This window comes from Roseicella aerolata (genome assembly GCF_020523605.1).
In the GTDB taxonomy this organism is placed as follows: Bacteria; Pseudomonadota; Alphaproteobacteria; order Acetobacterales; family Acetobacteraceae; genus Paracraurococcus; species Paracraurococcus aerolatus.
The window spans coordinates 38,559-51,475 of the sequence record NZ_JAJAQI010000015.1 but is presented as its reverse complement, the minus strand read 5'-3'; the positions used below and the strand labels follow the sequence as shown (position 1 = coordinate 51,475).

General features: G+C 73.0%; 10 protein-coding genes. 6 read left to right on the top strand and 4 right to left on the bottom strand.

Going from position 1 to position 12,917, the window contains the following annotated elements:
* The first annotated feature begins 68 nt into the window (after positions 1–68).
* Positions 69–854: a hotdog family protein gene (locus LHA35_RS11680; RefSeq protein WP_226608444.1), complete on the top strand. Its 786-nt coding sequence runs from the start codon at positions 69–71 to the stop codon at positions 852–854.
* A 337-nt stretch (positions 855–1,191) separates the two neighbouring features.
* Complete coding sequence (locus LHA35_RS11675) at positions 1,192–3,180, top strand: HWE histidine kinase domain-containing protein (RefSeq protein WP_226608443.1); 1,989 nt, start codon at positions 1,192–1,194, stop codon at positions 3,178–3,180.
* Positions 3,181–3,252: 72 nt separating this feature from the next.
* Here LHA35_RS11675 and LHA35_RS11670 read toward each other — a convergent pair whose 3' ends face one another.
* From LHA35_RS11670 to LHA35_RS11655, 4 genes are all read right to left on the bottom strand, one after another.
* On the bottom strand, positions 3,253–3,975 hold the full coding sequence (locus tag LHA35_RS11670; RefSeq protein ID WP_226608442.1) for an SIR2 family NAD-dependent protein deacylase: 723 nt from the start codon (positions 3,973–3,975) through the stop codon (positions 3,253–3,255).
* A gap of 96 nt (positions 3,976–4,071) precedes the next feature.
* Positions 4,072–5,667: a GMC family oxidoreductase gene (locus LHA35_RS11665; protein WP_226608436.1), complete on the bottom strand. Its 1,596-nt coding sequence runs from the start codon at positions 5,665–5,667 to the stop codon at positions 4,072–4,074.
* Between the two features lie 34 nt (positions 5,668–5,701).
* Entirely contained in the window at positions 5,702–6,307 is a 606-nt protein-coding gene (locus LHA35_RS11660) for a DUF938 domain-containing protein (protein WP_226608434.1), read from the bottom strand.
* Positions 6,308–6,597: 290 nt separating this feature from the next.
* Positions 6,598–7,563, bottom strand: a complete 966-nt coding sequence (locus LHA35_RS11655; protein ID WP_226608432.1) for a tripartite tricarboxylate transporter substrate binding protein — start codon at positions 7,561–7,563, stop codon at positions 6,598–6,600.
* Between the two features lie 196 nt (positions 7,564–7,759).
* On the opposite strand from LHA35_RS11655, the gene thrC reads away from it, so the two are divergent.
* The 4 genes from thrC to LHA35_RS11635 all read left to right on the top strand — a co-directional run bounded on the left by thrC (position 7,760) and on the right by LHA35_RS11635 (position 12,746).
* Positions 7,760–9,169: a threonine synthase gene (gene thrC / locus LHA35_RS11650; protein WP_226608431.1), complete on the top strand. Its 1,410-nt coding sequence runs from the start codon at positions 7,760–7,762 to the stop codon at positions 9,167–9,169.
* A gap of 243 nt (positions 9,170–9,412) precedes the next feature.
* Positions 9,413–9,886, top strand: a complete 474-nt coding sequence (locus tag LHA35_RS11645; protein ID WP_226608429.1) for a DUF29 domain-containing protein — start codon at positions 9,413–9,415, stop codon at positions 9,884–9,886.
* A gap of 84 nt (positions 9,887–9,970) precedes the next feature.
* Positions 9,971–11,236, top strand: a complete 1,266-nt coding sequence (locus tag LHA35_RS11640) for a M16 family metallopeptidase (RefSeq protein ID WP_226608428.1) — start codon at positions 9,971–9,973, stop codon at positions 11,234–11,236.
* 169 nt (positions 11,237–11,405) lie between these two features.
* Complete coding sequence (locus tag LHA35_RS11635; RefSeq protein WP_226608426.1) at positions 11,406–12,746, top strand: TldD/PmbA family protein; 1,341 nt, start codon at positions 11,406–11,408, stop codon at positions 12,744–12,746.
* Positions 12,747–12,917: the final 171 nt, after the last annotated feature.

Here is a 12,917-nt window from a genome sequence, read left to right as displayed (position 1 = left end):
CGGCGCGGTCGCGCCACGGCTTGCCGGGGAGCGGCCAGGAGGACAGGCTGCGGCCAGGAGGAAACGCCATGGCCCAGCCCTACGAGGTCCGCGCCCACAACCTCTCGGCCCAGTCTGAGAACAAGATCCATGACGACACGGTGGCCCGCCGCTTCGGCTTCAGCGGCGCGCTGGTGCCGGGGGTGGAGGTCTATGCCTATGCCTGCCACCCCGCCGTGGCGCGCTGGGGCCGCGCTTGGCTGGAGCATGGCAGTGCCGAGTGCCGCTTCCAGTCGCCGGTCTATGACGGCGACCTGGTGAGGGTGGAGGCGGCGGAGGCGGGGGAGGGGCTCGCACTCACCCTCCGGCGCGACGGGACGGTCTGCGCCACCGGCCAGGCCGCGCTGCCGCCGCCGGTGACGCCGCCGGAGGCCGCCCGCTGGGAATGGCGCGCCCCGCCGGCCGAGCGCCCGCCCGCGAGCGAGGACACGCTCGCGCCCGGCACCGTGCTCGGCACCGCGCCGCTGGAGGTCACGCCGGCGGTCGCGGCCGGGTATCTGGCCGCGGTGCGGGAGCAGGACCCGCTCTATGCGCGGGAGGGGCTGGTGCATCCCGGCCAGGTGCTGCGGCTCTGCAACCAGGTGCTGGTGCAGAATGTGGTGCTGGGCCCCTGGATCCATGTCGGCAGTGCGGTGCGCAACCTGGCCGCGGCGCGGGTGGGGGAGAGGCTGACGGCGCGGGCGCGGGTCATGGAGAATGCCGAGCGCAAGGGCCACGCGATCGTGGAACTGGAGGTGCTGGTCGTGGCGGAGGAGGAGAGGTCGGTCGCCCAGGTGCGGCACACCGCGATCTGGCGGCCGCGGCAGGTGGCCTGAGGGCGACAGAAATCATAAGTGTGCATTAGAGGAGAATAAATCACCCCAAAGTCACGGCGCCGCTCCGCCCAGACGCCGCGCCTGGCGGTCACTCCCGGTGCCCGCATGGGCTCGGTCCCTATTCTCCCCGGCGGCACTCGGGCTGCCGCAGGACTTGAACTGTTGCATCGAGGTTTGCTCAAATTAGCGTTGCCGGGAGGAAGCGCCGGCGGCTACTAGGCCGCGGGTCGCTGCCGGGCACAGCCGGTCCCGACCGTGCGGCGAGGCGGGGAGGCCGGACGGGCGCAGGGCTCTTTCCGGCGCCACGGCCCGGTCCGCGCAGGAGTCCAGACCGAGAGTGACGCTGTCCGCCCTTCGCCTCCACAGAATCGTGCTGCTCGCCTCGCTGCTCGTGCCGGCCCTGGTCTTCGGCGCCGCCGCCTGGTGGAACCGCGGGGAAGTGCTGCGGGAGGGCGCGGATACCGTCCAGCGCACCACCGCCATCATGCATGAGCATGCCGCGAAAATCCTTGATACCGCCGACCTCGTGCTGGGCCGGGTGGCGGAGCATGTGGACGGCATGGATGTGGCCCGGCTGGCCGCGCCCGAGACCAGCACCTTCTTGCGGAGGGTGCGGCAACCCTATGAGCAGTTCGTCTCGATCTGGGTCGCGGATGCCGGGGGTTACGTCCTCGCCGGCAGCCAGGCCTGGGACCCGGCCATCTCGATCGCCGACCGCGAATTCTTCCGCGTGCACCGGGAGCGTCCGGATGCCGGCGCCTTCGTGAGCGCGGCCTTCACCGGCCGGGCCACCACCATCGCCTCCTTCGCCATCAGCCGGCGCCGGTCCGACGCCGCCGGCGGCTTCGCCGGCACCATCCATGTCGCGCTGAGCCCCGATTATTTCGCGCGCTTCTATGCCGAGGCGGCGCCGCCCTTCGCGCATGCCGCCGGGTTGTTCCGCACCGATGGCGCCATCCTGGCGCGCCATCCGGCGCTGGCCGATGCGCACAGCCGGCTAGGGCCGGGAAGCCCCCTGCTGCGCCACATGGCCGAAGGGACGGAGCGCGGCGTGATCAACGAGCCTTCCAGCCTGGATGGCCAGACACGTCTCTATGCCTTCCGGAAGGTCGGGGCCTGGCCGGTCTATGTCGGCTTCGGCGGGGACCGGGCCGCGCTGCTCGCGCGCTGGCACGGCAACCTGCGCGCCTATGGCATCGTGGCCCTGGCGGCCGCGCTGACCCTGCTGCTGGTCGCCGGCCTGGCGCTGCGCCAGGCGCGGGTGGCGGCGGCGGCCGAGGCGGCGCTGCGCCGCGAGGCCACGGCGCGGGCGGCGGCGGAGGCGCGGCAGGCCGCCGAGGCACGTTTCCGCGGCGTCTTCGAGAGCCGGGGCATCGGCATGGCCGTCTTTGACCTGGCGCGGTGCGAGACCATCCTCGTCAATGACTGCCTGCTGGAGATGACCGGCGGCTCCCGCGCCGCCTTCGAGGAAGGCCGCTGGGATTGCCGCCGCGCCACGGCGCCCGAGCATCAGCCGCGCGATGAGCGGGTGATCGCCGAGGCGCGGGGGCGCGGATGGTTCGACCCCTATGAGAAGGACTATCTTTGCCCGGACGGCTCGCGCCTGCCGGTGCGCATCTCCTCCGCCCCGCTGCCCGGCGAGCCGGGCCGGGTGGTGTTGCTGGTGCAGGACATCTCCGAGCAGCGCGAGGCCGAGCTGCGGCGCGACCTGCTGATGCGGGAGGTGGACCACCGCGCCAAGAACGCGCTGGCCACCGCCCGCGCGGCGCTGCGGCTGACGCGGGCGCCGACGCTGGACGCCTTCGTGCGGGAGGTGGATGGCCGCATCGGCGCGCTGGCCCAGGCGCTCGCCCTGCTCTCGACCACGCAATGGCACAGCGTCGGGCTGGCGGAGCTGGTGCGGGGCGAGCTGGCGCCCTTCCTCGGGGCGCCGCGGAGCGGCGGGCCGCGGGCCGAACTGGAGGGGCCGGCGGTGAGCATCGCCGCCACCGCGGTGCAGCCGCTGGCGATGGCGCTGCACGAGCTGGCGACCAACGCCACCAAATACGGCGCCCTGTCGCGGCCGGAGGGGCTGCTGACGCTGCGCTGGGAATTCGTGGACGGACCGGGGGAGTGGCTGCGGCTGACCTGGCTGGAGCGCGGCGGGCCGCCGGTCGAGGAGCCGCCCACCGATAGCGGCTTCGGCGCGCGTGTGCTGCAGGCGACGGTGGAGCGGCAGCTTGGCGGCAGGCTGGCGCTGCGCTGGGACCGCGCCGGCCTGGCCTGCGAGATGGACCTGCCCGCGGCGCGCGTCCTCGCGGGCCGGCTGGACAGCCGGGCGGCCTGATACCCGGCATACACAGGTCCGGGGCGGGGGCAGCCTGCCTTGATGCTCGGTGTGAGCGGCCCGTGCGGCGGATCAGTTCACGCCCACGGCCCCGCCCAGCACATCGCCGATCCCCTCCCGGATGACGAGGTCGGCGATCTCGTCCAGCCCGGTTTCCTGCCGGTTGATGATGGCGAGCCGGGCGCCCTTGCGCTTCGCCATCTCCGGGAAGCCGGCGGCCGGGTAGACCACCAGGGAGGAACCGAGGACGAGGCACAGATCGGCCGCCAGCACCTCCTCCCGCGCCCGCAGCATCGGGCCTTCGGGCATGGACTGGCCGAAGCTGACCGTCGCGGTTTTCAGCAGGCCGCCGCAGGCGCGGCAGTCCGGCACCTCATCGGTCTGGGCGAAGGCCGCATGAATATCGGCGATCTCATGCCGCGTCCGGCAGGAGAGGCAGGTGGCGTAGGTGGTGTTGCCGTGCAGCTCGATCACCTGCGCCTCCGGCACGCCGGAGGCCTGGTGCAGCCCGTCGATGTTCTGGGTGATGACGGCGGCGACCTTGCCTTCCCGCACCAGCCGGGCGACGGCGCGGTGCCCCCGGTTCGGCTCGGCGGCGCGCATCACGGGGTCGCTCTCGAAGCGCCGGCGCCAGGCCTCCCGCCGCGCGGCGGGGGAGGCGAGGAATTCCTGGAAATAGATCGGCTTCATCTTCTCCCAGGTGCCGGTCCCCGGGCTGCGATAGTCGGGGATGCCGGATTCCGTGCTGATGCCGGCGCCGGTGAAGACCACCACGCGCTTCGAGGCTTCGAGCATCCTTCGGAGTTGGTCGATGTGCTCCCGAATCACGGCTGCCAGACTCCCGGAAAACGAAGGGGGCCGGGGAAGTGCCTTCCCCGGAATCCTGGATGTTTACGCCCTGGCCTCCTCGAGGATCATGGCGGCGGCCTTCTCCCCGATCATGATGGTCGGCGCGTTGGTGTTGCCGGTGGTGAGCGTCGGCATGATCGAGGCATCGGCCACCCGCAGCCCGCCGATCCCCCGCACCCGCAGGCGGCTGTCCACCACGCTCATCGGGTCCTCCCCCATGCGGCAGGTGCCGACGGGGTGGTAGATGGTGGTGCCGTATTGCCGGTTGAACGCCAGTAGTTCCTCCTCGGATGCCACGCCCGGCCCCGGCAGGATCTCCTGCACGCTGTAGCGGGCGATGGGGGCTTGGGCGAAGATCTCGCGCACCATGCGGATGCCCGCCGCCAGCAGCCGCTGGTCGGAGGGCGCCGAGAGGTAGTTGGGCCGGATCGCCGGCCGCTCGAAGGGATCGGCGGACTTCGCCAGGACGGTGCCGCGGCTGTCCGGCTTCACCGGGCAGATGGCGCAGGTCATGCCCGGCTCCGTCTCCAGCACGCCGAACTGGCCGAGCGTATAGCTCGCGGGGGTGAAGAGCAGTTGCAGGTCGGGGCTCGCCAGCCCCTCCCGGCTGCGGGCGAAGACCTGCGCCGTCGTCACGCCGAAGGTGAGCGCGCCCTTGCCGAGCGCGAAGAAGCGCGCGACCTCCCCCGCCAGCCGGAGCCCCCGCGCGAGCTGGTTGGTGCTGATGCTGTCCTTCACCCGGTGCTGGACGCGGGAGACGTAGTGGTCCTGCAGGTTCAGGCCGACCTGCGGCATGTCCTGCAGCACCGCGATCCCGAGGCCGCGCAGATGCTCCGCCGGGCCGAGGCCCGACAATTGCAGCAGGTGCGGCGAGTTCACCGCGCCGCCGGAGACGATCACCTCCCGTTTCACGTGGATCGTCCGGAGCACGCCGCCCTGGCGGAACTCGGCGCCGATGCAGCGCCGGCCATCGAAGAGCAGCCGCGCCGCCTGCGCCTCCGTCTCGACCCGCACCTTGCCCTTCGCCCGCGCCAGGAAGGTCCGCGCGGTCGAGCCGCGCCAGCGGCCGAGGCGCGTCATCTGGGAATAGCCGACGCCCTCCTGCTTCTTCCCGTTCAGGTCCTGCCGGAAGGGATGGCCGGCCTGCTGCGCGGCTTCCACGAAGCGGTGCGTCAGGGGGAGGATGGTGCGGTAGTCCTCGACCTGGAGTGGACCGCCCTGGCCGCGAACCTCCGGGTCGCCGCCCTGGACGTAGTGCTCGCTCCTGCGGAAGAAGGGCAATACCTCCTCATAGGACCAGCCGCGGCAGCCCATCTGCGCCCAGATGTCGAAATCCGCGGGGTTGCCGCGCACGTACAGCATGCCGTTGATGGACGACGACCCGCCCAGGGTCCTGCCGCGCGGCCAGCGGATCTCGCGGTGGCCGGTGGCGGAGTCGGGCTCCGTCGTATAGCCCCAGTTCACCAGCTTCTGGTTCTGCAGCAGCTTGAGCATGCCGGCGGGGATGTGGATCCAGGGATGGCGATCGCGCGGCCCCGCCTCCAGCAGCGTGACGCGCTCCCCGGCCTCGCCGAGGCGCGCCGCGACCACGCAGCCGGCCGAGCCGGCGCCGATGACGAGGTAGTCGGTCTCTTCCATGCCTGCCTGTCTCCCCCGCGGGGAGGGTGGCGCATCAGCCCGCGCGGCGGAAGATCACGGTGAGGTTGTTCGCCGGCATCGCCTCGACGATGGGCGCGCCGAAGCCGGCGGCCGCGGCGGCCTCGGCCACGTCCTCCAGGTTCCGCACGCCCCAGCGCGGGTCCTGCGCCCGCAGCCCCTCGTCGAAGGCCGCGTTGGAGGGGGCGGTGTGCTGCCCGCCGCGGCGGTAGGGACCGTAGAGGACCAGCGGCCCGCCCGGCGGGAGGAGGCGCGCGGCGCCGCGCAGCAGGCCGAGCCCGGCTTCCCAGGGCGCGATATGGATCATGTTGATGCAGAGCACGGCATCGGCCTGCGTCACCGGCCAGGCCTCCGCCGCGGCATCGAGATCGAGCGGCGGCAGCAGGTTGGGCAGCCGCGCCTCCGCCGCCCAGGCGGCGATGCTGGCGCGCGCCGCGGGATCGGGATCGGTGGGCTGCCAGAGGAGGCCGGGGAAGGCCGCGGCGAAATGCACGGCATGCTCGCCCGTGCCGCTCGAGACCTCCAGCAGCCGGCCGGTCTCCGGCAGGTGCCGGCGCAGCACGGCGAGGATGGGGTCCCGGTTGCGGGCGGTGGCGGGGGCGTGGCGGCGGGCCTCGGTCATGCGCCGCCTGCCCGGCCGGTGCCGCGAATGGGGATGGGGGCGGAACTGGACATGGGCGGCTCTCCCGGGTGCACCGCCTTCTAACCCGGTACACGCCGCGGCCCCAGGGCGGCCAGGCGCGGGGCCGGCATGATCCCCCCCCTGCCCTGGCGCGCCCTCCTTCGCCGTCCCGCGGGGCTGCCATGCCGGCCCCCGCTCATCCGGCCCGCGGCGGCCCTGCCGTGGCGCGGGCGGCCTGCGCGGCCCCACCGCCCATGGCGGCTGCGGGCCAGGCCCCATGCGGCCCGGTCTCAATTCGCCTGCGGGCCCGCTTGCGGCCGGGACGCCTCCCCGAGTTCCGCGACCAGCCGCGGGTCGGACGGTTCCTCCCGCGGCCGCGCCGGCGGCGTCAGCCCCGCGAGGAGCAACTGCCGTTCCACCGCCGGCCCGGCCATGGCGCGCTCGGCACCGCCCCGCAGCCGGGCCAGCAGCGCCGGCGGCAGGTCCGGCGGGGCGCTGATCCACATCCGCAGCGTGGCGGTGAGCTGCGGGTAGCCGAGCGAGGCGAAGCTCGGCACGCCCGGCAGCCGCGAATCCGGGGCCGGGCCGCTGACGGCCAGCGCCCGCACCTCGCCGGCCAGGAGCGCCGGCATGGCGCTGGCGAGCGGTGCCATCAGGCTGTCCACCTGGCCGTTCGCCAAGTCCTGCAGCCCCGCGGCGGTGCCGCGATAGGCCACATGCACCAGCCGCGCCTCCGCCGCCCGGGCCAGCATCTCCCCCTGCAGGTGCGGCAGGCTGCCCGCGGCCGGGCTGCCGAAGGTCAGGCCGCGCATCCAGCTCCGCCCGGCTCGCAGATAGACCTCCATGGCCTGGAAGCGGCTGCCGGCCGGCACGAGCAGCACGGTCGGCGTCTCGGCCACCAGCGCGACCCGGGTTAGGGCAGGGCCGCCTTCCCGCGGCGGCCGCTCCGCCGCCGGGGCCGCCTCCGGCCATGCGGCCACGGAGAGGCCGAGGGTCCGCCCGTCCGGCGCGGCGCGCGCGACGGCCTCCGCCCCGGCGATGCCCCGCCCGCCCGGGCGGTTCTCCACCTGCACCGGCGTGCCGAGCGAGGCGGCGAGCGCCGGGGCGAGGATGCGGGCCGTGCCGTCCGCGGCGCCGCCGGTCGGGAAGGGCACGATCAGGCGGATGGGGCCCCGGGCGGGGCGGGCGGGCGGCTCCGGCGCCTGCGCGGCGGCGAGGCCGGGAAGCAGCAGCAGCAGGGCGAGCAGGCGGCGCATGGGCGGTCTCCGAACCCGTACGGATAGCGTGCGGGATGGCCGCCTTCATGGCCTCTTGCCGAATGCCAGTCCGTGTCGCACCGCATAGGTCGCGCGCCCCGCCGGGCCGTCCTGCCGCCGGCGCCCGGGGCAGGCAGGGCGATGCCGCCGGCCGCCGCTGGCTGCATCCGGCCGCAGCCGCTAGGTTGCGCCCCCCATGCGCTATCTCAGCACCCGCGGCCAGGCCGCCCCCCGTGACTTCGAAGGCGTCCTGCTCGCCGGCCTCGCCGAGGATGGCGGGCTCTTCCTGCCGGAGAGCTGGCCGAGCCTTTCACCCGCCGAGTGGCGGGCGCTGCGCGGCCTGCCCTATCCGGAGCTTGCCGCCCGGCTGATGCACCTCTTTGCCGGGGAGACGCTGCCGCTCGGGACGCTGCGGGGCATGACCGGGGCCGCCTATGCCGGCTTCGGCCACCCGGCCATCGCGCCGCTGGTCCAGCTCGACCACCGGACCTTCGCGCTGGAGCTGTTCCACGGGCCGACGCTCGCCTTCAAGGACATGGCGATGCAGCTGCTCGGGCGGCTCTTCGACCATGTGCTGGCGCGGCGGGGGGAGCGGATCACCATCGTCGGCGCCACCTCGGGCGATACCGGCTCCGCCGCCATCGAGGCCTGCCGGGACCGCGCGGCGATCGACATCGTCATCCTGCATCCGGAGGGGCGCACCTCCGAGGTGCAGCGCCGGCAGATGACGACGGTGCTGTCGGACAACGTCGCCAACCTCGCCGTCCAGGGCAGCTTCGACGACTGCCAGGACCTGGTGAAGGCGATGTTCGGCGACGCCCCCTTCCGGGAGGAGATGCGGCTGGCCGCGGTCAACTCCATCAACTGGGCCCGGGTGGCGGCGCAGATTCCCTATTACGCCTATGCCGCCCTCGCCCTCGGCGCCCCGGAACGGCCGGTGGCCTTCAGCGTGCCCACCGGTAATTTCGGCAATGTGCTGGCCGCCTGGGCGGTGCGGGAGATGGGGCTGCCGGTGGAGCGCCTCATCGTCGGCTCCAACCGCAACGACATCCTGACGCGCTTCCTGGCGGCCAACGACATGTCTGTGAAGGGGGTGGAGCCCAGCCTCTCCCCCAGCATGGACATCCAGGTCAGCTCGAATTTCGAGCGGCTGCTGTTCGAGCTGCTGGGGCGCGACGCCGCGGCGACGGCCGAGACCATGCGCCGCTTCCGGGCCGAGGGGCGGATGCCGGTGCCGGATGCCGCCTGGAAGCGGGCGACCGGGCTGTTCCACGGCTTCGCGCTCTCCGATGAGGGGACGCTCGCGGAAATCCGGCGGCTGCAGGAGGTGGCCGGCTACCTCGCGGACCCGCATACCGCCATCGGCACCGCCGCCGCCCGGACCCATGCGCCGGAGGACCCGGGCATCCCCGTGGTGGTCGCCGCCACCGCGCATCCGGCGAAATTCCCGGATGCGGTGGAGCGGGCGACGGGGATGCGCCCGCCGCTGCCGCCGCGGCTGGCGGACCTGTATGAGCGGGAGGAGCGGTACTCGGTGCTGCGGGCCGATCTGGCCCCGGTGGAGGATTTCGTCCGCGCCCATACCCGGCGCAACCGCGCGGGGTAGCGCGGCCCGGCGCCGGGTCGACCGGTCCGGTGGCCCTGGCCGGCCGCGGACCGCCGCGCCGGCCGCCCTCCGCATCCTGCTCCCGTCCCGGGCGGGCGGCCGGGACCTCGCGCGCACGCGCACCCTGCCCGGCCGCGCAACGGTCGCGCCGGCCGGCATTTCGCATTACATGGGAGGGTCACGGACCGGACACCCCGGACGGACGCCGCCCCCCAGCGGCCGTCCCCGCCCCGAGGAAGCTGCATGCCCGACGATCTGTACCGGACGGATATCGTCACCTGGTCCCGCCTCCAGGCCGACCGGCTGCGCCGGCATGTGGCGGGCGAGAGGGTGAACGACCTCGACTGGGAGCATGTGATCGAGGAGATCGAGGATCTGGGGAATTCCGAGATCGCCGCGGTCACCTCGCTGTTGACCCAAGCGATGGTCCACGCGCTCAAGATGGCTCGCTGGCCTGCCAGTACGGCAGTGCCGCACTGGACAGGGGAGGCGGTGAACTTCCTGGTGCAGGCCCAGAGGCGTTATCATCGCAGCATGGCGGCACGCATTTCGGTTCAGCAGTGCTTTGACGATGCCCGGCGCACCGTCCTGGCCACGCCGGGCGATGGGCCGGCCCAGCCGATCCCGGACCGCACCGACCTCAGCCTCGATGCCCTGATGGATGAGGAAGCGGACCTCCGCGCCCTCATCGGCGCCATCGGCCGCGCCCCGGCCTGACCGGATGGCCCACTCGCGCCCGGGCGGCAGCACGCCCATATCCCCGTGAACGCCCTTCCCGACCTCCCCCACGCAAGGAACTCCATGTCCGAAGCCGTCCGCCTCACCCGCCTGCCCAATGGCCTCACGGTCGTTTCCGAGACCATGAAGCGGGTCGAGACCGTCTCCATCGGTGCCTATGTCGCCGCCGGCACGCGCCATGAGAGCGCGGCGGAGAACGGCGTCTCCCATTTCCTCGAGCACATGGCCTTCAAGGGCACGGAGCGGCGCGACGCCGCCGCCATCGCCCGCGAGATCGAGAATGTCGGCGGCCACCTGAACGCCTACACCTCCCGCGAGAACACCGCCTATTACTGCAAGGTGCTGAAGGAGGATGTCGGCCTCGCCGCGGACATCATCGGCGACATCCTGACGCATTCCACCTTCATCCCGGAGGAGCTGGAGCGCGAGCGGGGCGTGATCCTGCAGGAGATCGGCCAGGCGAACGACACGCCGGACGACATCATCTTCGACCATTTCCAGAACACCGCCTATCCCGGCCAGCCCATGGGCCGCCCGACGCTCGGCACCGAGGAGGTCATCAAGGGCATGAAGCGGGAGGCGCTGACCGGCTACATGCGCCACCACTATGGCCCGGAGCGCATGGTGGTCGCCGCCGCCGGCGCGGTGGAGCATGAGGACCTGCTGGAGATGGTGAAGCGCCACTTCGCCGACCTGCCACAGGTGGCGCCGCCGCCGCCCGAGCCCGCCCGCTATGCCGGCGGCGAGTTCCGCGAGGAGCGCGACCTCGACCAGGTGCATATCGTGCTGGGCTTCCCCGCCACCAGCTACCGCGACCGCCTGCACTACCCCACCCTGCTGCTCTCGACCCTGCTCGGCGGCGGCATGTCCTCCCGCCTGTTCCAGGAGATCCGGGAGAAGCGCGGGCTGGTCTATTCCATCTACTCCTTCGCGCATCCCTTCCAGGATGGCGGCCTGTTTGCCGTCTATGCCGGCACCGGGGAGAAGGAGGCGGAGGAGCTGGTCCCCGTCACGCTGGAGGAGCTGCGCAAGGTGCAGACCGATGTGACGCAGGAGGAGCTGGACCGTGCCAAGGCGCAGTTCCGCGCCTCCCTGCTCATGTCGCTCGAGAGCACCGGCAGCCGCACCGAGCAGCTCGCCCGGCAGATCCAGGTGCATGGCCGCGTCATCCCCGTGGAGGAGACCAAGGCGAAGATCGCCGCCGTCACCATCGAGGACGTGCAGGAGGCGGCCCGCGCGGCCTTCCGCGCGACGCCGACCCTCGCGGCGCTCGGGCCCGCGGGCAAGGTGCCGGGGCTGCCGCAGATCGCCGAGCGGCTGGCCGCCTGAGGGGGCCTTGCCCCTTGTTGGCGGCAGTGCCGCCAACCCCTTGGCACGGGTCAGGCGACCCCTGGACCCGGCCTGAGTTTGCCTGAAACTAACACCGGTCCAGGCCAGGTTCTGGTCTGGCGGTTGGGGTCCGGGGAAGGCAGCGCCTTCCCCGGCTTAGGAGACGACAATGTCCCACGCCGACACCCTGCAGGACCTCGTCGCCGCCGCCCGCAAGGCCGGCGCGGATGCCGCCGATGCCGTCCTGGTCAGCAACGCCTCGCTCTCCGTCGCCCGCCGCCTCGGCCAGATCGAGCAGCTCGAGCGCGCCGAGGGCTTCGACCTCGGCCTGCGGGTCTTCGTCGGCCAGGGGGGCATGCTTCGGCAGGCGATCGTCTCCTCCACCGATCCCTCGCCCAGGGGCTTCGCGGCGCTGGCCGAACGCGCCGTCGCCATGGCGCGGGTGGTGCCGGAGGACCCCTTCGCCGGCCTGCCCGACGCGCCGGACGGGCTGGTCGCGGTGGATCTCGACCTGGCCGATGAGGCCGAGCCGAATGCGGAGGCGCTGATCGCGCGCGCCGCGGCGGCGGAGGATGCCGCGCTCGCGGTGGCCGGCGTGACCAATTCGGAAGGCGCCGAGGCGGGATGGGGCCGCTACGCCATCGCGCTCGCCGCCAGCAACGGCTTCGCCGGCGAATATGTGCGGACGAGCCACTCCATCTCCGTCACCGCGCTCGCCGGCCAGGGCACGGGCATGGAGCGGGACTACGACTACTCCTCCACCGTGCATCTCTCGGATCTGGAGGATGCCGCCATGCTCGGCCGTCGCGCCGGGGAGAAGGCGGTGGCGCGGCTGAATCCCCGCCGGCCGAAGACCGCGCGCGTGCCGGTGGTCTATGACCCGCGCGTCGCCGCCTCGCTGCTCGGCCATCTCGCCGGCGCCATCAACGGCGCCGCCGTCGCGCGCGGCACCTCCTTCCTGCGGGACAGGCTCGGCCAGCGTGTCATGGCCGCGGGCCTGACGGTGGTGGACGACCCGACGCGCCGGCGGGGGCTCCGTAGCCGGCCCTTCGACGGGGAGGGGATGAAGGGCACCCGCCGCGCCATCGTCGAGGATGGCGTGCTGACCACCTGGGTGCTCGACTGGCGCAGCGCGCGGCAACTCGGCATGGCCTCCACCGGCCATGCCAGCCGCGGCACCGGCGGCCCGCCCTCGCCCTCCACCACCAATCTCTGGCTGGAGCCGGGGAGGGTGACGCCGGAGGCGCTGATGGCCGATATCCGCGAGGGGCTCTATGTGACCGAGCTCATCGGCATGGGCGTGAACGGCGTGACGGGCGACTACAGCCGCGGCGCCGCCGGCTTCATGATCCGCGACGGCGCGCTGGCCGAGCCGGTGAGCGAGATCACCATCGCCGGCAATGTGAAGGACATGCTGCTGGAGCTGACGCCGGCCGATGACCTGCAATTCCGCCGCGGCACGGACAGCCCGACGGTGCGGGTCGAGGGCCTGACCATGGCGGGGGCCTGAGGCGCCGCCGAACCGTGTTCGCGCCGCAAGGCGGCGTGAACACGGTTCGTATGCCTAATCCCGACATGCCGCGCAGTCCGCTGCCATCACGGGCTAGAGCAGATTGCCGGAGGCCGTGAACGACCGAAGGCGTAAATCTGCTCGAATGACAAAGGTCTACAGCGGATCGGC